At 37.9% G+C, this 21,362-nt stretch carries 19 protein-coding genes and 2 pseudogenes; 14 read left to right on the top strand and 7 right to left on the bottom strand.

Going from position 1 to position 21,362, the window contains the following annotated elements; genetic code table 11:
* Window positions 1-98: 98 nt before the first annotated feature.
* The gene (locus ESZ36_RS06835; protein ID WP_146785441.1) at window positions 99-488 is read left to right on the top strand and encodes a carboxymuconolactone decarboxylase family protein; all 390 of its coding nucleotides are present in this window, start codon (window positions 99-101) and stop codon (window positions 486-488) included.
* Window positions 489-633: 145 nt separating this feature from the next.
* Here the strand turns inward: ESZ36_RS06835 and ESZ36_RS06830 are convergent, their stop codons facing one another.
* The 3 genes from ESZ36_RS06830 to ESZ36_RS06820 form a co-directional block, all read right to left on the bottom strand.
* The gene (locus ESZ36_RS06830; RefSeq protein ID WP_146785439.1) at window positions 634-1,293 is read right to left on the bottom strand and encodes a peptidylprolyl isomerase; all 660 of its coding nucleotides are present in this window, start codon (window positions 1,291-1,293) and stop codon (window positions 634-636) included.
* A 235-nt stretch (window positions 1,294-1,528) separates the two neighbouring features.
* A complete protein-coding gene (locus ESZ36_RS06825) occupies window positions 1,529-1,987 on the bottom strand; it encodes a hypothetical protein (protein ID WP_146785437.1) in 459 nt (152 codons plus the stop codon).
* Window positions 1,988-2,174: 187 nt separating this feature from the next.
* Window positions 2,175-2,408, bottom strand: coding sequence for a hypothetical protein (locus ESZ36_RS06820; RefSeq protein ID WP_146785435.1), 234 nt, complete (start codon window positions 2,406-2,408; stop codon window positions 2,175-2,177).
* A gap of 485 nt (window positions 2,409-2,893) precedes the next feature.
* Between ESZ36_RS06820 and betI the strand changes: the two genes are divergently transcribed.
* From betI to betA, 3 genes are all read left to right on the top strand, one after another.
* Window positions 2,894-3,499, top strand: a complete 606-nt coding sequence (gene betI / locus ESZ36_RS06815; RefSeq protein WP_146785433.1) for a transcriptional regulator BetI — start codon at window positions 2,894-2,896, stop codon at window positions 3,497-3,499.
* Window positions 3,490-4,953, top strand: coding sequence for a betaine-aldehyde dehydrogenase (betB, locus tag ESZ36_RS06810; RefSeq protein WP_146785431.1), 1,464 nt, complete (start codon window positions 3,490-3,492; stop codon window positions 4,951-4,953). Before betI ends, betB begins: the two co-directional genes overlap by 10 nt.
* A 140-nt stretch (window positions 4,954-5,093) precedes the next feature.
* Complete coding sequence (gene betA, locus ESZ36_RS06805) at window positions 5,094-6,776, top strand: choline dehydrogenase (RefSeq protein ID WP_146785429.1); 1,683 nt, start codon at window positions 5,094-5,096, stop codon at window positions 6,774-6,776.
* A 3-nt stretch (window positions 6,777-6,779) separates the two neighbouring features.
* On the opposite strand, the pseudogene ESZ36_RS22830 reads toward betA, so the two are convergent.
* Window positions 6,780-6,980 (bottom strand): annotated as a pseudogene (locus ESZ36_RS22830) (hypothetical protein); the annotation flags it as partial.
* A 292-nt stretch (window positions 6,981-7,272) separates the two neighbouring features.
* Here ESZ36_RS22830 and ESZ36_RS06795 point away from each other — a divergent pair.
* The 8 genes from ESZ36_RS06795 to ESZ36_RS06760 all read left to right on the top strand — a co-directional run bounded on the left by ESZ36_RS06795 (window position 7,273) and on the right by ESZ36_RS06760 (window position 14,413).
* Window positions 7,273-8,490 carry a BCCT family transporter gene (locus tag ESZ36_RS06795; RefSeq protein WP_146785427.1) on the top strand — a complete coding sequence of 406 codons (1,218 nt, stop codon included), beginning with the start codon at window positions 7,273-7,275 and terminating at the stop codon, window positions 8,488-8,490.
* Between the two features lie 74 nt (window positions 8,491-8,564).
* Entirely contained in the window at window positions 8,565-9,269 is a 705-nt protein-coding gene (locus ESZ36_RS06790) for a TorF family putative porin (RefSeq protein ID WP_146785424.1), read from the top strand.
* Between the two features lie 53 nt (window positions 9,270-9,322).
* Complete coding sequence (locus ESZ36_RS06785) at window positions 9,323-9,799, top strand: MarR family winged helix-turn-helix transcriptional regulator (protein WP_146785421.1); 477 nt, start codon at window positions 9,323-9,325, stop codon at window positions 9,797-9,799.
* Between the two features lie 478 nt (window positions 9,800-10,277).
* Window positions 10,278-11,600: an aspartate aminotransferase family protein gene (locus tag ESZ36_RS06780; protein WP_146785418.1), complete on the top strand. Its 1,323-nt coding sequence runs from the start codon at window positions 10,278-10,280 to the stop codon at window positions 11,598-11,600.
* A gap of 220 nt (window positions 11,601-11,820) precedes the next feature.
* Window positions 11,821-12,081, top strand: coding sequence for a DnaJ domain-containing protein (locus ESZ36_RS06775; protein WP_146785415.1), 261 nt, complete (start codon window positions 11,821-11,823; stop codon window positions 12,079-12,081).
* A gap of 89 nt (window positions 12,082-12,170) precedes the next feature.
* The gene (locus tag ESZ36_RS06770; RefSeq protein ID WP_146785412.1) at window positions 12,171-12,632 is read left to right on the top strand and encodes a hypothetical protein; all 462 of its coding nucleotides are present in this window, start codon (window positions 12,171-12,173) and stop codon (window positions 12,630-12,632) included.
* Window positions 12,633-12,798: 166 nt separating this feature from the next.
* Window positions 12,799-13,446 carry a hypothetical protein gene (locus ESZ36_RS06765; protein ID WP_011042178.1) on the top strand — a complete coding sequence of 216 codons (648 nt, stop codon included), beginning with the start codon at window positions 12,799-12,801 and terminating at the stop codon, window positions 13,444-13,446.
* Window positions 13,447-13,492: 46 nt separating this feature from the next.
* Window positions 13,493-14,413, top strand: coding sequence for a hypothetical protein (locus ESZ36_RS06760; protein ID WP_146785409.1), 921 nt, complete (start codon window positions 13,493-13,495; stop codon window positions 14,411-14,413).
* Window positions 14,414-14,685: 272 nt separating this feature from the next.
* On the opposite strand, the gene ESZ36_RS06755 is transcribed toward ESZ36_RS06760, so the two are convergent.
* On the bottom strand, window positions 14,686-15,693 hold the full coding sequence (locus ESZ36_RS06755; RefSeq protein WP_146785407.1) for a cytochrome-c peroxidase: 1,008 nt from the start codon (window positions 15,691-15,693) through the stop codon (window positions 14,686-14,688).
* A 144-nt stretch (window positions 15,694-15,837) separates the two neighbouring features.
* On the bottom strand, window positions 15,838-18,060 hold the full coding sequence (gene katG / locus ESZ36_RS06750; protein WP_146785404.1) for a catalase/peroxidase HPI: 2,223 nt from the start codon (window positions 18,058-18,060) through the stop codon (window positions 15,838-15,840).
* A 223-nt stretch (window positions 18,061-18,283) separates the two neighbouring features.
* On the opposite strand from katG, the gene ESZ36_RS06745 reads away from it, so the two are divergent.
* Both ESZ36_RS06745 and ESZ36_RS22825 read left to right on the top strand, forming a co-directional pair.
* On the top strand, window positions 18,284-19,192 hold the full coding sequence (locus tag ESZ36_RS06745; RefSeq protein ID WP_146785401.1) for a hydrogen peroxide-inducible genes activator: 909 nt from the start codon (window positions 18,284-18,286) through the stop codon (window positions 19,190-19,192).
* A 283-nt stretch (window positions 19,193-19,475) separates the two neighbouring features.
* A pseudogene (locus ESZ36_RS22825) lies at window positions 19,476-19,664 on the top strand (hypothetical protein); the annotation flags it as partial.
* A gap of 172 nt (window positions 19,665-19,836) precedes the next feature.
* Here ESZ36_RS22825 and ESZ36_RS06735 read toward each other — a convergent pair.
* Window positions 19,837-21,129, bottom strand: coding sequence for a metal-dependent hydrolase family protein (locus tag ESZ36_RS06735; RefSeq protein WP_246129023.1), 1,293 nt, complete (start codon window positions 21,127-21,129; stop codon window positions 19,837-19,839).
* Window positions 21,130-21,362 lie beyond the last annotated feature (233 nt).

Genomic DNA, 21,362 nt, shown 5'->3' with positions numbered 1-21,362 from the left:
ATATCACGGTTGCTTATGTTAGCAATAGATTTTTATTTCTGTTTTTTGTTTGCCATTCTTTTTATTATTAAAGCATCTTGACGTTATTGGAAATAAAAATGAGCAGTGAAAAAAAAAATGAAAACTATAAAAATGGAGAGCAAGTTCGTCGTGAAGTTATGGGTGATGAATTTGTTGATCGCGCTTTAAATAATGCCAGTGAATTTGATCAGCCATTGCAAGACTTAGTTATGGAAAATGCGTGGGGAAGTACTTGGAATAGAAATGACTTACCGAAAGATACCCGAAGTTTGGTGACTATTTCTATGTTAATCGCCCTAAAAGCACCTAATGAATTAAAAGGTCATGTTCGTGGTGCTCTACGTAATGGGGTAACTAAAGAAGAGATAAGAGCGGTGATTATGCATGCTAGCGTTTATTGCGGATTTCCTGCCGCTATTGAAGCAATGAGAGCGGCTAAAGAAATTATTGATACTTGGGAAGGGTGAGCGAATTAAGACAATTCGACGCAACTGCACTAAAACTGCCGCTTTTCATAGATGATTATCGGCAGGTCTGGCTGTTATCTAAAACTGATGATGTCTCTTTATACTGAATCTAACGTCCAGGTGAATACTAATCACTTAACCTAGTCTATTTTTTGTTGGCTATACGAATCAATGCTTTATCAATTTTAACCGCTTCCATGGTTCTTCCATTTCGGCTACCTAACGCTTCAATTTTAGCTAAGCTGTTTTCTGCATCTGCGACTACTTTGCCAAAAACAGTATGTTTACCATCTAAAAAAGGTGTCGGTATAAAAGTTAAGAAAAATTGACTGCCATCAGTGCCGGGACCAGCATTTGCCATGCTTAACGTTCCCGCTTCGCTATGACCTATTTCACCTTCAAATTCGCCATCATATTTATAACCAGGATTACCTGCACCAGTTCCTGTAGGGTCACCGCCTTGTGCCATAAAACCAGGAATAACACGATGGAAAGTTAAGTCATCATAGAAACCAAGTTTAGTTAAGTAAATTGTGCTAGAAACATGCATCGGTGCTGTATCTGCTAAAAGCTTAATGGTGATATTACCTTGGTTTGTTTGCAGCTCCCAAAAATAATCTTTACCTGGGGCAAAAGTAAGTAATGGTGGCTGACTTAACTTGGTTTTCCAAGCAGGATCTGTTTTATCTATAGCTTGCTTAGTGATCAACTTATTTGTTTTTTTAACTGCATCATCACTGCCACAACAGGCAGTTAGTGTCATTGTTAAAAAAAGGCTAGCGATGATCTTTTTCATAGTGTTCATATAAAATATCTTATGGTTTTAATTCAATTTGGTGAAAGTATTCTAACTTTTCAAGGTGTAATACGAGTTGCTAAAGTGAATGTTATCAGCTCTCAAGTCTGAAATCTCAAGTATCAGAGAACATATTTCAGCGGTAAATATGAAGAATCATTTTTATTGAGTATGTTGTCGTCTACCTTTGGCACTTTGATAAAGTGCCAAAAAGAGAAAAAGCTCAAATAAATTGAGCTAAGTATTAAGTATTTTTTCTGACTGGACGGCTTTTATAAAGGACTAAAGCAATCAATAAAAAGGCTAAGAAAAATAAACCTAATGTGGCACTTGTTTGATCTGACAATACATCATCAGGACGAAGAATTACCCGGCCATTGTTCTCTATTTGATAAACTTGGTGAAATTTTCCATTTACTTGTACCGATTGCATGGTGACTTCTTTACCTATAAGCACAGGAGATTTTTTTTCATCACAATAATCACTCCTAAATTTAACCGATAAATTATAAGTAAGATCAGAATCAGCAATACTTAATGAAGCGGCGCCTTTTGGCGGACAATGTAATTGAAATATAGTGCCTTTAATTGTTTGAATATCTGTTAATTCAGCATACGATTTTGAGTGTTGTGAACTCTTTATACCGAGAAATAAAAAGAAGGCGGCTAAGATTAACAATAAGATTTTTGCTGTTTTATTCATAAGATTTCACACTTGATTGTCTCAGTTGAAAGACAAAATAATTTACTAAAATGGTGTGATGAAGTTGAACACAGCAATAGCTTATATGTCTTGATTTATATCAGTAATAGATTCTTTTTATATCATTCAATTGATATGTCTTCTTTTTAACACAAAAACTCTCATTGAAATTTAACCTTGTATTTAACTAATGAGTTGCCATAGCAATTGAAAGAGTGATGTTATGCGAAGCAATAATTTTTCTTATATATAAACCGACAATACCAAACTTTTTGCTTTCATCAAAACAGGTATAAGGACACCATCTCGTTGTTGCTAAAGTTAATTCTTTTGGATGATTGCCACTCTTTTCTGCCAAGGCATAAACATTCAAAACGCATAAACTTAACATGGCACAACAGATTCTGATGAGCGTAATCAAATCCTTCTCCTAAATAGATTTATCATGTGGAAATAAATGAATGCCAAAAAGCTTGATAGCTTAAATGATAACATTAACCTTTAGTTAACATATAGTTGAAATATAAAAGATTTTATCAAAAATTTTATATCTTGCCCTTTTTGTTGATACAGCAACCAAGAAAACAGTCTAACTTTACGCCTGTTAATTGCTCAACAGGATATCGCACCTAATCTTAACGAAATTAGTTTTCACAGTACTTTTATAGCTAACTAATATTCTTAATATAGTTAGTGTACGAACTTATAATTGTTTATCTATTTTTACGATATCCATCGGATTTTGCTCAACAAGTCTCAATTATTGCTAACTAATCTCAACTAATACCAATTTAGCACTGATTAGTACGTATTTAGTACTACGTTAATAGTGGCTTGATAATTTCTGTTCAAACTATTACAATTATAATTAATTGAACGTTCAATTAAAATAATTTTGAGAAGTTTGTGACAAAAGTTGGAATGAAACCCGTACGTAAACAACAATTAATCAACGCTACTTTGGAATCGGTGGCGCAATATGGTTTACAAAACACCACGATTATTACCATTAGTAGAATTGCCGGCTTATCGTCCGGGATCATTAGTCATTATTTTGGTGGTAAGCAGGAATTAGTCGAAGCAACAGTTAAACATTTGCTGGATCAATTGAAATCAGCACTGCTTGATCGTATCGGTCAGCAGAAGCTTACTGCGACCGAACGACTTGAAATGATCATTGAGGCAAACTTTACCCAATTGCAACGTTCAGCGCCGGCAACAAAAACCTGGCTTAGCTTCTGGGCGCAGTCAATGCATCAGCCCGGATTGGCTCGCCTGCAACATATCAACAGCAAGCGCTTATACAGCAACTTACTTTTTTCTTTCCGTCAGTTGTTAACTGATGACCTCGCAGTAATAGCCTCTAAACAGACCGCTGCGATGATTGATGGTTTTTGGTTGCGAAGCGCTTTAAGTCCAAGGCCTGAAGAAGAATTTAAACAGGCCGAACAATTATGTAAAAAATTTATAGACGATCTGCTTAAGCAGTCCGGAGATGTCAATTGTCATTAGTACGTTATAGAAATTTTGTCGATGGTGCCTACATGGCAAACGACAGTGGTGAAACATTCGATGTGATTAACCCAGCAACGGGAAAAGTAATCTATCAGGTTGAAGTCGCCGATGAACAAGTTAAACAAGCAGCGATAGCAAGTGCCCAGCGTGGTTTTGCTACTTGGTCAGCAATGAGCGCTATACAGCGCAGCCGAATTTTACTCAAAGCAGTAGCTTTGTTACGCGAGCGTAATGATGAACTCGCAAAAATTGAAGTACTTGATACCGGTAAACCATGGCAAGAAGCCTCAGTAGTTGATGTTGAATCAGGTGCTGATTCTATCGAATTTTTTGCTGGTTTGGCTCCTGGAATTGAAGGTAATCAACAGCAAGTTGATGGTGATTTTTATTATACTCGTCGTGAAGCACTAGGTATTTGCGCTGGTATTGGTGCGTGGAACTATCCACTACAGATAGCTTGTTGGAAAGCAGCACCTGCATTAGCGTGTGGTAATTCGATGATTTTTAAACCATCAGAAGAAACACCGTTAGGGGCATTAAAACTCGCTGAAATTTTCACTGAAGCAGGTATTCCTGACGGCGTATTTAATGTTGTTCAAGGTGCAGGCGAAGTGGGTTCTTGGTTAAGCCATCACCCAGATATTGCTAAAGTTTCTTTTACCGGAGAAGTGGGTACAGGCAAGAAAGTAATGGCGGGTGCTGCTACAACACTTAAAGATGTCACTATGGAACTTGGTGGAAAATCACCATTGATCATTTTTGATGATGCAGATATCGACAATGCCGTTTCTGCTGCCATGTTAGGTAACTTTTATACTCAAGGTGAAGTTTGCACCAATGGCACACGCGTATTCGTTCAAGAATCTGCATACCCAAAATTTATTGAGAAATTACTCGAACGTACTCGCCAAAACATTATTGTTGGTGATCCTATGGATCCCGAGACTAATTTTGGTGCACTTATCTCGAAAAAGCATTTTGATTTGGTATCAGATTATATCAAAGTAGGTATTAAAGAAGGCGCGACGTTACTTCATGGCGGCACATCACTGCAGCCAGACAATGCACCCAATGGCTATTTTATTGCGCCAACTATTTTTACCGATTGTACTGATGACATGACAATTTGCCGTGAAGAGATTTTTGGGCCTGTGATGTCAGTACTGATATTTATTGATGAAGATGAAGTGATTGCTAGAGCCAATTCTACCGAGTATGGGCTAGCAGCGGCTGTATTCACGCAAGATATTAATTGCGCTCACCGTGTTATCCATAAAATGGAAGCTGGAATTTGCTGGATCAATAGCTTTGGCGCATCACCAGCGCAAATGCCTGTTGGCGGTTATAAACAATCAGGTATTGGACGTGAAAATGGCTTAGTTACACTAAACCATTACACTCAAATTAAATCTGTATATGTTGGTCTTCAGCCACTTGAAAGTCCTTTTTAAAAGATATTTTCTCAGTTTATTAGACACACTTTCGAAACACTTAATCGTTTAGAAATCTGTATTGCTAGCAATAATAGTAGCAATACAAGTGTCTGATAAGTGGTAATAAATAGTAAATAAGTAACAGATAAGAGTTTTACATGAAAAGCGAAAAATTTGATTACATTATTGTTGGTGCGGGCTCTGCAGGCTGTGTACTGGCTAACCGTTTAAGTGAAGATAGTAATAATCGGGTATTGTTACTTGAAACCGGTGGCAGTGATAAAAGTATTTTTATTCAGATGCCAACAGCACTGTCAATTCCGATGAATACCAAAAAATACGCTTGGCAGTTTGAAACCCAACCAGAACCATTTCTTGATGATCGCCGTATGCATTGCCCTAGAGGTAAAGTATTAGGTGGCTCATCATCAATTAACGGCATGGTTTATGTTCGCGGGCATGCTAGAGATTTTGATGAATGGCAGCAAAGTGGAGCTCAAAACTGGGATTACGCCCATTGTTTACCGTATTTTAAAAAAGCTGAAACCTGGGCTTTTGATGGTAACGAATACCGTGGTAAAAGTGGACCATTAGGCGTCAATAACGGCAATGAAATGAAAAACCCTTTGTATCAAGCATTCGTTGATGCAGGAGTTGAAGCCGGTTACTTTGCAACTGACGATTATAATGCTGCAGCACAGGAAGGTTTTGGCCCGATGCACATGACCGTGAAAAACGGTGTGCGCTGTTCTACTGCTAATGCTTATCTTCGCCCAGCAATGGCGCGCAGTAATTTAACAGTAATAACCCATGCTCTAGTACATAAAGTATTGTTAGAAGGCAAAAAAACTGTTGGCGTACGCTATGAACGCAAAGGACAAGTTTTCGATGTAAGTGTTGAGAAAGATGTCATTTTATCAGCCGGTCCTGTTGGCTCACCACACCTTTTACAACTCTCAGGTATCGGTGCTAAAAAAGATTTGGAAGAAGCTGGCATTGAAGTACAGCACGACTTGCCTGGCGTAGGTCAAAACTTACAAGATCATTTAGAATTTTACTTCCAATTCAAATGTAAAAAACCAATATCACTCAATGGCCAACTAGGGTTATGGAACAAGTTTTTAATTGGCAGTCGTTGGTTCTTCACTAAAAAAGGACTAGGCGCTACCAATCACTTTGAATCTTGTGGTTTTATTCGCTCTAAAGCTAATGTTGAATGGCCTGATTTACAATACCATTTTTTACCTGCAGCAATGCGTTACGATGGTAAAGAAGCCTTTGCTGGTCATGGATTTCAAGTTCATATTGGCCATAACAAACCAAAAAGTCGCGGTTCTATTAAAGCGATATCAAACGATCCTAAAGCACATCCTCAAATACGTTTTAATTACCTTGAACACGAAGAAGATCGTGAAGGTTTCCGTGCTTGTGTGCGTTTAACTCGAGAAATTATCAACCAAAGTGCGCTCGATGAGTATCGTGGTGAAGAAATTCAGCCGGGTATTGGTGTGCAAAGCGATGAAGAAATTGATGCCTTTGTTCGCCAATTTGTTGAAAGTGCCTATCATCCTTCGTGCTCATGCAAAATGGGCACAGATGAAATGGCTGTTGTTGACGCACAAACGAAAGTACACGGTATTGAGGGATTACGGGTTGTTGACTCGTCTATTTTCCCGACCATTCCTAACGGTAATCTTAATGCACCGACAATAATGGTTGCTGAACGTGCCGCTGATCTTATTCGAGGTCGTGAAACATTACCACCATCTCAGGCTGCTGTGAGCATTGCGCCTAACTGGCAGCAGCAACAACGTGCTAACGAACCAAAAAGAAAAGTATAACCTAGGGTCTGTTGAACTTTCGTGATTATTTTTGCAGCGATTTGTTGGGTATTTATATAAGGCTGAGCCTTTGTCATGTGGTTTTTCCACATAAAAAGGCGATAAAGCTGTAAAAATGACCAACAAACGCTGTCCGAAGGATTCGGCTAAAAGCGCTTTACTCTTTGTTGAGTAGTATTTGCTTAGAGTGACTAGGCTACACACTACTCGCCGTGATTAAAACGCTTTTATCTCGAACGAAATTTAACCGCGGAAGATCAACTGACCCTAACAAAAGTTCAATCGTGAGTACTCCATCAGGCATTAATTATCGCCGTCATGATACTAATCATGGCTGCGACAATTGAAATTTGAAACCTACGTAAGATCAAGTGGATTAACTTAAAAATTATTTAATTCGCTTCATTTTACTTAGGTAATACGGGTGCTCTAACTATAAAAAGAAAGAGGAGTAATACGTGTTTACATTTATTAAAATCATCATTGGTGGTCAGTTATGACCGCTTGGTTATCTGCAGGGATCTTATTTACCTTTGCTGCCATTGCTTTTGTGTTATATCGCTGGGGAAATATTCGCTGTGTTGGTGTGACGCCCGTTAAAACATTTACCTTTATCGCTATATTGTTCACATCAGGTCTTGATGTTGGACTTATCATGTTCCCGTTAACGGAATTTGCAGGTTATGCTGATTTAGTGGCAAGTCCTGAATACAGCTTCACTAATGCCTTATCTATTGAATTTGGTTTCTGGGCGTTTCTTATCTGGGGTTTCTACTTTCTAACTTGTTTTTACTTCTGTGTTATTGAGCCACGCGTGCAATTTTTTCAATTGCCTTTGGTTAAGCTGATTAACAATGTTGTCATCATAGGAACCTGTGCCTTTACCGCGTATTTATTGCTAACCAACTTGCCGTGGTATGTACCTGAGCTTGGTGATGGTGAATCAATTATTGGTAGTTTCTATCTGATTGTTTTCTTGGTAATTGCTGCAGCTGTCTATTCTAGTACCAGCATACGTTATGTACGTTTGCTAAGCCTCGCGACTACTTGGTTGTTTATTGGATTGATTGCCCTGATGTGGGGTGGTGCTTTTCTTTCAGAAGGTTCAAGTATCGGCGAATTTGCCAGTACGATTGCCTTACTTGGCGGCTACTTTGGTAATATCCACGAATTTGTTCTGCCATTAAATGATTACCATGAGTTTTACCTTTACTGGTGGTTTGCATGGAGCATTATGATTGGCCAGTTTACTGCCCGTTTTGTTGGTGGTTTACGTACTTACCAAGTGCTGGGCGCGATGTTGATATTCCCGTCTATTCCAATCGCGATATGGTTTGCTGTGTTGTATTACTACAGTGTTAACGGTCTGGAAACCGCTGGTTTCTATAACATAATGATGGCTATTGTTGGTGTCACCTTTGTGATCAACTCACTTGATTCGTTGATTCGTTTATATACCGATAACTTGAATTTGAGTGTCGACCGCGTGGGTAAAGTTAAATACTTTTTGGGCAATATCATTGCGCTGAGCTTACTTACGCTTTTATTCAAATTGGACTTCTTACAAATTCAATGGGTTGGCGCCGTGGTTATCGGACTGTTCTTCACTTGTTTTGGTTATATCTTATTGACCAAATTTAAAGTGGTCAGCGAGATAGAGTGTTCACCGAAAGAAAATAAAATCGACTTTAATAAAATTGAACTAATAAATTAGTTCGTTTGTTATTACTAAGTCAAAAACGCTAAGTCAAAAATACTAAATAAAAAAATTTAATGAGAAAAATAATAATGAATAAAACTTTAATTGCAGCGGCAACAACTGGTCTATTAACTCTTTCTACCTCAGCTTTAGCTGATGTATCTGCAACGGTTAACCTTGCTTCTGATTACACGTTCAACGGTGTTAGCCAAACAGATAATGATCCAGCGTTACAAGGGAGCTTGGATTATGCGGCAGATAGCGGATTTTATGCCGGAACTTGGGCTTCAAACGTTGATTTTGGCTCAGGTGAAGACACCAATATCGAATGGGATGCTTATGTTGGACAATACTTTCAGCTTAATGAAAAATTTGGTCTAGATACAGGTATTGCGTATTACACCTATCATGGTGACTCTGCGTCTGATACATACAACTACCCTGAAGCTTATGCAAAATTAGGTTACAGCTCATCTATGGGTGATAGTGAATTAAACTTCTGGTACAGCTGGGATTATTTTGGTTTAGACGTAAGTCACTATATCGCTATGATTGCTCATACAGTAGAAGTGGCACCTGGACATAATATTAAAGTGACTTTTGACCGTTCAACCTCTGCTGATGAAGCTAAATGGGCTTGGGATGGTACAGATGCTTACAATCATTACCGTGTTGAATACATGACAAGTTGGAAAGGGTTTGATTTTGATCTAGCCTTTGAAAACACTAATATGGATTATGATGCGGCTGATGCTCGTGTAGTGCTATCGGTTTCTCGTACATTTAGTTTATAATCTACTTTATTAGATAGCCCCTGAATGTTCAGGGGCTAAATGAGTAGATAATTATGGAAAAATACGATCAGCTTTTAATTTCATTACGTCAAGTGATCCGGGCGATTGGCATACACTCTAAACAACTGAATAAAGAGTCAGGATTAACCGGGCCTCAGCTCATGGTAATGACCAAAATTTCTCAGTTAGATGCACCCATGGCAAAACAAGTTGCTAAAGAAATTAATTTGAGCCCAGCAACGGTTACCAGCATCATTGATCGTTTGGAAGCAAAAGAATTGGTTATGCGTAAGCGTAGTCAGTTAGACAAGCGCAAAGTAGAGCTATACCTTTCTTCAGCCGGAGAAACACTACTGCAAGGTGCGCCAAAACCGCTGCAAGAACATTTCATCAAGCGTTATCAAGCACTAGAATCTTGGGAACAAAGTCAGCTATTATCCTCTGTTGAGCGAATTGCTTCTATGATGGATGCTGAAGAACTTGATGCTGCACCAGTACTGGTGGTTGGACAAATCCAAGAAGGGCAGTAATACCAAACGGACTAATTTATTGGTCAGCTTAGAGCTACATTAGCGAGCTTAAAACAAACAAAATAAGTTAAACATAGTTATTCTATATTTCATTCATTTTGTGATGTTATCAGTTTGCTAATGAGTTCCCGAAGGGCGAGTTTAAAAGGCTTACATGCGGCGTTATTTATTTTGACAAGGGAATAACCATTCTCTTCAATCAATGCCTTACCTCTAAGCCTTTTAATTCTCGCTAAGTGATCAATAAATTAATCCGATTGGTATAAACCTTTTACTACGCATTAACAGTTTTTGATAACGCTAGTTCATCGACGGTGAACTTTTGTGCTAATATCCCCAAAAAATTACCCATAGCGCTTCCTGTCATCGCACTAGCGCTGTATTATCTGCGCAATTAAGCTACCGCTATTAAATTTACAGCCACCGCACTTTAATTTACAGACAATGTTAAAAATTATTTATTAAGATGGAGAACCCCATGAGCAAGAAAAACAAACCTAATAGCAACGCTATGTTTACCAGAGCCATTGATAATATGCCGTTAGGCGTGGCTGATAGCTACCGTTATTGGGGGGAAGAAAATACCGTATTTTTAAGTAGTATGAAAGGTTGCACTATTACTGACTGTGACGAACAAACCTTCGTTGATTTTAGCTTAGCTTATGGTCCAATTATTTTAGGCTACCGTGATGAACGAATTGATAACGAAGTTATTAGCGCGATTACTACTGTGGGTACTATTTCTGGTTTTTCGACCGGTCTTGATTCTGATGTCGTTGAATTAGTGAAATCACTTTGTCCTAATATCGGTAAAATGCGTTTTTCTAACTCAGGAACAGAGGCAGTTATTGGTGCAGTGCGCACGGCACGTGGTTTTACCAAACGAAATAAAATTGTTGTTGTTGAAGGCGGTTTTCATGGTTTACACGATGAAGTTATGTGGAAATCAGATGTTGATAACTGGGATGTGAACACGCAACAAGTTCCAAATATCGTGCCTTTTGGTGGAGGAATTCCACAAAGTACTCGTGAACATCAAGTAAGCGTACCATTGAATGACTGTGATGCTATAGATGCCGTGTTTGCAAATCATGGCGATGACATTGCTGCAATCTTAATTGAACCTATCATGGGCAACTGTGGCTCAATTGCTTCAACTCAAGCTTATATGCAAAAGTTACGTGACGTTTGTGATAACAATGGTTCATTGTTGATCATGGATGAAGTGAAAACAGGTTTTCGTGTTGCCAAAGGCGGCGCACAAGCGCTGTATGGTATTTTCGCCGATTTAACCACCTATGCTAAAGCCATGGGTAACGGTTACCCTGTTGCTGCTTTTGGTGGCCGAGCTGAAGTAATGGATACTATTTCTTTTGCTAAAGATGGGGTTACACACGGCGGTACTTATACTGCAAATATGGTTGCCTTAAGTGCAGCCAAAGCCACGTTAACCGTACTTAAAGAAACGAATGCCCTTGAAACTATCGCTAGTGTAGGTCAAAAGATTCAAGCATTACTTTCGCGGGTGTTTACCAAGTTTGGCGTTGAGCATTGTTTTGCCGGCCCAGATGCAATGTTTGGTGTACATTTTGGTAGTAAAGTACCGCAAAACTATCGTGATTGGAAACAAACCAATAGCGATCTGTATACTCAATTCGCCCTAAACTTGATCGATAATGGCGTTATGTTAGAGCCAGACTCACGTGAACCTTGGTTTATTTGTGAGGCTCACCAGACAGTTGACCTTAAGTGGTTAGAGCAAGTTGCCGAGCAATCAATGGCAGCGGCAATAAACAAATAATAAGTCATTGCGTGTTAGTCTGATATGGAAAGGGGAATGCTCGTTCCTCTTTTCATATATGGAAGCAGCGATAGCGAACATTTTTGCTAATGTAAAAAAAGTGAGCAAGAATGTTTTGATTAGCTTAAAATACGTTTAACGTTTACCCTCCTTAGTTAGTTCCATAAGTAAATTTAATGATGTTGTTAAGGTAAAACTTCAACACGAGGTAGTTGTATATATGGATCATTTTGAACAGTTAGGTTTAAGTAGAGATGCGACGACCATCGAGATCAAAAAAGCCTATCGAAAACTCGCTAATAAATATCACCCAGATAAAAACAGCGGTAGTGAAGTTGAAGAAAAATTTCAATTAATTAAAGAAGCTTACGATGCTATTTTGGATCCTAAAAAGCGTGCTTTGTATTTGAAAAGTAACTATACCGTAATCACTGATCCCCGAGAGGTTGCTGATTCTTTTTGGCGCAATGCGCTGAGCTAGACGGCAATGAATTGATTTAATCAGAAAAGGTTCAATCAGAAAATACTCCATACTTTTAATTTGAAAAAGACGCACTTAGGGAAAAATCTTTGCAAACTGACAAAAATATACCTGATTATTTAACTGATGATTTTTCTATGTATTTAGAAAATGTAACGTCGTTAACTGATCCTGAGAATCCTGAATTACTATCAATTTACCTAACTAATTTATTTGAACAGTTAAAAGCTACCCCGTTATTATTTTCGGGTATGGTTGATCAATTGGCCATGGCAATAACAACAAAAATTAGAATTGATAGTAAAAACTTGGCTTTAGTCGATTTAGCCGAAGAACCTTCATGGGCGGATGTTAAGCCATTCGTTGGTGTACACGCGGATGCCAGAGCTTGTATCACTGAAATGATGAAACATGAAGAGCAGGATTTAAAAATTGCCGTTTTACTTATTCATTTTTATAACCGTTATGATGCAACACCATTAAAAGCAGAAGAAGATGATTTTGATCAAGTTGATGATTATGGATCTGACGACTTTGATGAAAACTATTAAGTTTAAATATTAGCTTTTTAACAGAACTTTCGCTTTTAAAAATCGGATTGTCCTAATTGATTAAATTAGGTCATCTATTGGAAAAATATAATAACAATTGAAGTAATGTGGACCGCATTAGCAAGTCTATTTTTTCACTTGGTATAAATACTTTTAAGGAATAATCGTGACGAAAAATGCACTCATTTTGGCTACCGATATTATCGAAATAGCACAACAAAGCGGTAGACGCGCAGGCACTTCGTTAGAGGCAATCGCTTCTGAGCAAGGTGATGAAACAATGTTAGCCGTGTTAACTGAGATGGATATTTTGACCGTCGCTAAAATTGTTCGAGAACACGATGCCACCATACCTTCTATCGCTACCTGGTTAATGGATGCGGAGTCAATTAAACAGTTATTAAATGTTGAACCTTCTTATTGGCAAAATATCGATGAAGACCACGTATTTTGTGCACAAACAGAAGCACATAGTTTATTGTCACAAATTTTTCTCTCCTCTGACGATGAAGAAAAACAGTTAGAAGTTTTAAAAGCCATTGTAGAAGATGATTTTGGCTTATTATATTTGTCTCTACCGTTTGTCGGTCATGACTTTTCTGAAATAGAAGAAGATGAAGAACAAACATCAGGCAGTATTGAAGAACTGTTAATGAAAATTAAAACATTAGATGAAGAAGCTTATCGTGAGGTTATGGTGGTAAGCAGTAATGGTACGTTAGAAAATGTTGAAAAAGCGTTGAAAGACAATGCAAATAAACAAAGAGTTACCTCGGTAGAAATAGATACCGATGACATGTTTGCACCGCTTTAATATTTACGAATTATGTCTATAAGTTTTATATAAGTAGGATTCATTAATGAGAATTGCAGAGTTAAGAAACCATCCGTTTCTACTTTTGGTCTTAAAAGATGGAGAAAGCGAGGGCTATTTTTCTCCGGAGTTAGTGCATAAAATCAAACAACAATTAGTTGATATGTCTTTGAGGATAGCCTCTGATAATTTATCTATTATTTATGCGGATCAAATTAATAAAGGCTGTGAAATTGTTCTAGGTATCACCAACTTAGGTTTATTAGATCTTTGTGATAAAGACGAAGTTAAAGCAAAAGAGATTATAAAAACTCAAGGCATTGTGTATTGCTTCAGAGCGGGTTGGGCTAAATATGCGCAATTGAAGAAAATATCTCCTTCATACTTTGAAAGCATTTCAATCACTAGTTATGCCTTAGCAATTAATGACACCGCTGATATTAGAGTCATGCATGATAGCTTACTCAAAGAAGGTTATAAAAGTGCGAAGCTATTAGATGTTTATAAAAACATTGCCGCCAGCTATTGTGCCAGCACCATCCTGGTTGATAATGATGAAGATATATTGTTGTTTGAATTGCAACGATTCATTAATACTGCGATTGCTTTATTAATGATCGACTCGGATAAAAAAGTATTTACCAGCTCGCTATATCAAACGTTCAATACTTACCTTACTAGCACCAATAAAGATGACTTACTTGAAAAGGTAGAGCTTTGCATCTTAAAGCTCACAGGGCAGTTGTCAATATTGACTAAGAGTTACTTACAAGAAATAGATTTATTAAGTTTCTATGAGTTTAAAGGCATCATTAATCAACAAATTGATGTTGCTATTCATATTCAAGAAATATTAGAACTTCCTCTTACTGTTGCGAATGAATTACATGGTGATTTTGAGGGGGGGTATGATTTTCATGCAGACGATGAAGATGACCTTGCTTATTTAATGCCAGACGATAGATAAATTATTTGCTCAATTGGCTCTCCTCAATGGTAGCGATACTTCCAGAGGTTAGGTAATTAGTCGATTTACAACAATAAAAAGCGAACTTCGGTTCGCTTTTTTTATGACTTAACCTAGTCACTTTAGTCTTCTACCAAAGTGACCAGGTTAAATGATTAAATTAAACTAATTAAGCATGATAACGACCAAGTTCAGTAATTTATCTATAAAAATGGACTCTTTGGCTGTTGCCACCACCGCGAAATAAAACCAATAGAAAACTCAAAACAGATTTACTTATTTTCGGGTTTATTTTTGGGCCCCATCTCGATGATTTTTTGATTATTAAGCGTATTAAAAAAGACTTTAATAGAGTTAACTTCTTGTTTATTGAGTTTAATACCTAGTTGATGCCAGCCTGTATCTTCAATTGCTTGCTCTATGGTTGCCGCTGCACCGTCATGAAAATAGGGGGCGGTGTTTAGTATGTTTCGCAAAGAAGGCACTTTAAAAAAGTAATTATCAGCAGGGTTTCCCGTTACTTGCGCTTTGCCCTTATCTTTTTTATTGGGATAGGGGTGAACGATGCCCATTTTCATAAATAGCTGACCACCAAGTACGGCGCCATTGTGACAAGCGACACAGCCTTTTTCTATAAAGACTAATAAACCTGATTTTTCACTTTGATTTATTGCGTTTCTATCGCCTGCTAAGTAATCGTCAAATCGATCTTTTGAGATTAATGTTCTTTGAAACGCAGCAAGTGCTTGAGAAGTGTTTTCTATGTTAATTGGTGATGATTTCTTTGGAAAGGCCTCTTTAAAATTAGCTAAATAACCTTTACTGTGGAGGCGTTCAATCACCTGACTTTCAGAGGTCATTGCCATTTCTTTGACATTGAAGAGGGGAAACTTAGCTTGTTGTGCTAATGTTTTCGCTCGCCCATCCCAAAATTGAGCGACATGTAAACCAGCGTTCCATGTAGTGGGAGCATTACGTTCACCGACACTTCCCAAGGCACCTATTGAAGCTCTTAAATGATCGACGCCTGATGCATCATTGTTGAGATCATGGCAAGTGTTACATGATTGGGAATGGTTTATTGATAGCGCGGTTTCAAAGTATAATTTTTTACCCAAGCTAATCAATGCTGAAGTATCTTGTTCAGCTCCTTTCATAACAGGTGGCAGCGGCTCAAAGAAGGATAGCGCAACTTCGTGTGTTGAGGATTGCGTGTAACCTTGACTAATGCCAACAAAATATAACAATGGCAATATTGTAGAGAGATAATATTTAGTCATTAGTTGGCTATAAATACGTGATGTAAGAGGTTAAAAATAAAGTAACTAATACTCCTATTAGGCGTATTAGTTACTTAAGTGAAGCTAGATTTTGATAACTAAAATTAACTAAAACTAGCTAAACTTTATTTAATTAATGCAAACTTACTTTAAGTCAAAACGATCTAATTGCATGACTTTAACCCACGCTTTGGTGAAGTCATTGACGAACTTTTTATCAGCATCGTCTGACGCGTATACTTCAGCTATGGCTCTTAATTCAGAACTCGAGCCAAAGATTAAATCAACAGGTGTTGCTTGCCACTTTTCCTTACCTGAGGCGCGGTCATGACCTAGATATACTCCAGCGTTTGACTTATCTTTAGTCCAGACGGTAGACATATCCAATAAATTTACAAAGAAGTCATTGGTCAATACACCCGGTTCGTTTGTGAAAACACCATAAGATGAACCATCATAGTTGGCATCAAGCGCACGCATACCACCAACGAGCACGGTCATTTCAGGGACATTTAAACCAAGAGAGTTAGCTTTATCGACTAACATTTCTGCTGGTGAACTATAGCTGTCATCCGTGTAAAAGTTACGGAATCCATCTGCTTTTGGTTTTAAGTAATTAAATGACTTAACGTTAGTTTGTGCTTGGCTAGCATCAGCACGCCCTGGAGAAAATGGTACTTCAATTTTACTGCCTGCTTTTGCAGCTGCATTTTCTATTGCGGTTGCGCCACCTAAAACGATTACATCAGCTAGTGATACTTTGGTGTTAGACGATTTTTTATTAAATTTCGTTTGAATAGCTTCAAGTTTAGCGAGTACTTTACTCAATTCTTTTGGTTTGTTCACCGCCCAGCTATTTTGTGGCTCAAGGTTGATACGAGCGCCATTTGCACCGCCACGCATATCAGTCACTCGATGACTGGAAGCTGCCGCCCAAGCGGTTCTTACTAATTCAGAGGTGGTTAAGCCAGAGTTAGTAATTTGCTTTTTGAGTTTACTAATATCTTTGTTGGTAATCAGTTTATAGTTTATTGACGGGATAGGGTCTTGCCACATTAGCACTTCACTTGGTACTTCAGCGCCAACATATCTTGCACGAGGTCCCATATCTCGATGAGTTAACTTAAACCAAGCTTTAGCAAAAGAGAGATCGAATTGTGTTGGATCTTCTCTAAAACGTTCAACAATTTTGCGAAACTCAGGATCTTCCTTCAAGGCAATATCAGTGGTGAACATAATAGGGGCATGACGTTTATTTGGAATATGTGCGTCAGGCACTAGATTGGCCGCTGCTTTATTATCTGGGATCCATTGTTTTGCTCCAGCAGGACTTTTAGTTAATACCCAATTAAAGTTCATTAAGTTGTCTAAATAATTTGAAGACCATTGAGTTGGAGTGACGGTCCAAGCACCTTCCAAACCACTGCTTATTGTGTCAGCACCAACACCGGTGCCACATTTGTTTTTCCAACCCAGCCCTTGAGCTTCTATTTCAGCTGCTGCTGGCTCTGCACCAACACAGCCGTTAGGTTTTTTTGCACCATGAGCTTTACCTAGCGTATGACCACCAGCAAGTAATGCGACAATCTCTTCATCATTCATGGCCATACGACCAAATGACATTCTGATATCGTTTGCTGCTAACAGCGGATCAGGTTTTCCGTGTGGACCTTCAGGGTTAACATAAATTAATCCCATTTCTACGGCGGCAAGTGGGCCTTTCAATTTACCCTTTTTGTCACGACGTTTGTCGGACAACATAGCTGTTTCTGGTCCCCAATAAACTAAATCTGGCTCCCAGTCATCAGTTCTACCACCGGCAAAACCAAAGGTTTTAAAGCCCATAGATTCAAGTGCAACATTACCTGACAACACCATTAAATCAGCCCAAGAAATTTTACGACCGTATTTTTGCTTAACTGGCCACAATAATCGGCGTGCTTTATCTAAGTTAACATTATCAGGCCAACTGTTAAGAGGAGCGAAACGTTGTTGACCGCCAGATGCACCTCCGCGTCCGTCATGAACACGATAAACACCTGCACTATGCCACGCCATTCGTATCATTAAGGGGCCATAATGTCCCCAATCAGCTGGCCACCAAGTTTTTGAATCAGTGAGTGTGGTTTGAATATCTTTTTTAAGCATTGCTAAATCGAGGCTAGCAAACTCTTTGGCGTAATTAAATTGTTCACCGTAAGGATTGGATTCTGCACCATGTTGACGAAGTGGACTGAGGCTTAATTGATCTGGCCACCAAAATTGATTTGTTTTTGCTTCATTGGCCGCTAACGCTTTTGTAGGCAATACCATTGAAGTAAGGGCGACTGAGATCGCCGCTGCAATAGGGAGTGTACTCTTAAACATTATATATTCCTTATTTTAGGGGCTGCTGATCTTTCGCTGCAAAAATAATCTCGAAAGGTCAACAGACCCTTTTAGTTATAAAAATCTCATATAAAGCATAGAAAAAAGAAGGGTCTTTGAATAATTGATTACATTGAAGATAACGTTCTATTTTTTGAGGATGACTAATTTGGTATTTCTGATTAAAATTACTTTAATGTTCAATAAAATTAATCATTAAAATATGATCTCATTAAAACAACTGCACTATGCATTAGCTATTGAAAAAACATTACACTTTAAAAAGGCTGCAGAAGCGTGCAATGTGTCTCAATCGGCATTAAGTACGGCAATAACTGAACTTGAAAAACAGTTGGGGGTCACTGTTTTTGAACGTAATAATAAACAGGTATTAATAACCAATAATGGTCAGTTGATACTTGATAAAGCTAAAAGGGTGAAGTTGGAATTAGATGAGTTATTACTGATAGCGCAAACCAATAAACAACCTTTTTATAGCCCCATGTCTATCGGGGTGATCCCGACAATCGGTCCTTACCTTTTACCTAAAGTATTACCTGAAGTTAGAATGCAATTTCCAAGTTTTAAATTAAAAATTATTGAAGAACAATCCCATATTTTAGTTGAAAAGGTACGCACGGGAGAAATTGATGCCGCTATCCTCGCATTACCCTTTCCTATAGAAGGCTTGATGAGTTTTAATTTTTGGCAAGAGGACTTTTATTGGGTATGTCATAAAGATGAATGTCCTAAAAAATTACAAGAAATTACCAGCGAAGAATTAGAGATTGATAAGTTGATGTTGTTAAAAGAGGGGCATTGCTTAAAAGAACATGCTTTAGCAGCATGTAGTTTACAAAATAAGAAACAAGATTCTGATTTTGATTCAGCGAGTTTACATACGTTAGTTCAAATGGTCGCGGTTAAGCTTGGCACTACACTGGTGCCACAGATGGCATTAGATCAATTGACCTATAATGAATCCGAACTTAGGGCTGTTCATTTAAATGAGCCTGGTCCACATAGAACGATAGCCTTAGTGATTAGGCCTAATTATGTCAGGACTAATGAATTAACCATGCTCAAGGATATTTTTGCCCAGCAGCTTACTGATAAATGTGGTTTGGCTTAAGTATTGACTGTTTTAGCTTAGCGCTATGGTTAGTGGTTTAGTTTTATAGAATTACATGTTCAATTTTGTTTGATTTACTGAAGTATAAAGAAGGAGCACACTAGTATCATCTTAATGTACAAGGTGAACAAAAATGAAAAATATTATAAATACAATAAAAGTACTTTTACATTTAACGAGCACTAAAAAATCGGCGGTTAATTGTAACTACTCAAACAATTATTATGGCGATCAATGTTGCCAAGTAAAAACTAAATAAAGCCGGGAGATATTGAGTCATTATATTGCTGATGGTTATGTACAAAGCTATACCGTGGTTGATTCTTCAGTAAGTTATCATGCGGAAAGTTGAAAGCTACAATTGAACATTCATAATCTGTTTGATGAGGTTTATTATAACAAGGCAATGTTCTTAGGTGTTATGTCAGGGGAAGAGCGTAACGTGAAAATGACCTTTAGTTATCAAATATAAGCTGTAAATTGAACGTATACTTATGCTTTCGTTAGTAATAAAAAGCCAGTAACTCCTTAAGGAGTACTGGCTTTGTTCTATTCTGTTTTGAGGCTTTAGTTTTATATGTTTTTTAATCTAGTGCCCTTTGATTATTCGACTTTAATCCAAAGGTTATAAAGTGCTAATAAATTTATTGCTGTTTAACGATAACACCAGATTTCATAACAAAATCAACATCAAGTAATTCTTTAATATCTTTTAATGGACTATTATCCATGGCAATAATATCGGCTATTTTACCTACTTCTATTGTGCCTAACGAGTCGGATTTACCAATTAAGTCAGCGGCATTGATTGTTGCTGATTTTAAAATATCTTGAGCTTTCATGCCGGCGTTAAACATGAGCACTGCTTCTTTACCATTATCACCATGTTTAGAAACACCACTGTCAGTGCCGTAGGCTATTTTAACACCTGACTTGTATGAACGTTTAAAGTTTTCGATCATATCGCCACCCACGCGAATTGCCTTGGCACTAATCGCTGGCGACATAAAGTTAGTATTTTTAGCTAAGGCAACTACGGTATCGCCAGCCATCAAGGTAGGCACTAAGTAAGCGCCTGTTTTCTTGAACAGTTTAATGCTTTCTTCATTGGCATAACTGCCATGTTCAATGCTATCAACACCGGCTCTTAATGCTGCATTTATGCCTGCTGCGGCATGGGCATGACTAGCTACTTTTCTACCTAATGCATGGGCAGAATCAATAACTTCTCTTAGTTCATCATCAGCCATTTGCTGACCTGTTCCTGTGTCAGTGTCTGATAAAACACCACCTGTAGAGGTTATTTTAATAACATCAGCACCAAATTTTATCGCTCGACGGGTCGCTCTTCGACAATCATAAGGACCATCACACACCGTTTTAGCTGTATGCATTTCTAACAAAGCGGGGTTCATGCCATCAACATCGCCATGACCACCGGTTACAGCAACATTACTACCTGCTGCTATAATTCTTGGGCCTTGTAAGTAACCTTTAGCAATACCATCGCGTAACGCATAGCTCTGCTCAGGACTGCCACCTAAATCTCTTACGGTAGTAAATCCAGCCAGTAAGGTTTTTTTAGCAAAATAAGCACTTTTCACTAACTTGTCAGCATCTGACATTCTAAGTTTTTCACTGTCATTTTTAGGACCTAACTCACCCTGTAAGTGCACGTGCATATCCATAAGACCGGGCATAACAAAGCTCTTAGATAAATCAATTAATTGTGCTTGTTTATCTATTTTATTTATTGGAATAAAACCTGACTTCAGCGAGGTAATAACGCCATCTTCAATCACAATAGTTTGTTTAGTTAATGGCATTTTTCCTGGTACGATTAACACTTCACCTGCATGAATTACCTGCGTTTTTGCTGATATTTGAGTGGAGACTAAAGTAGATAGGGTTAGCCCTATAAGCGTAGATACTTTCATTAAAGATTTCATTAATTTCCTAGGGTTCGTTGAGCTTTTAGTTTATAACTCACCATAGCAAGGTTATTAATACTGGGATATTCAAATACGGCTAATTAACGGAATTCATGGATGAATAACAATAACTGCCTGTGAGGAAAACTATGAGTAATTGATAGACTACCTAGGATAAAGTAGAGAATAGAGTGGACACGATAAAAGTGCAAACAAGCTTCTATGGGATGATAAATGAC

Origin of the sequence: Colwellia demingiae (genome assembly GCF_007954275.1) — a bacterium.
In the GTDB taxonomy this organism is placed as follows: domain Bacteria; phylum Pseudomonadota; class Gammaproteobacteria; order Enterobacterales; family Alteromonadaceae; genus Colwellia; species Colwellia demingiae.
The sequence above is the reverse complement of the archived record's forward strand: the minus strand, read 5'-3'. Positions and strand labels throughout refer to the sequence as shown.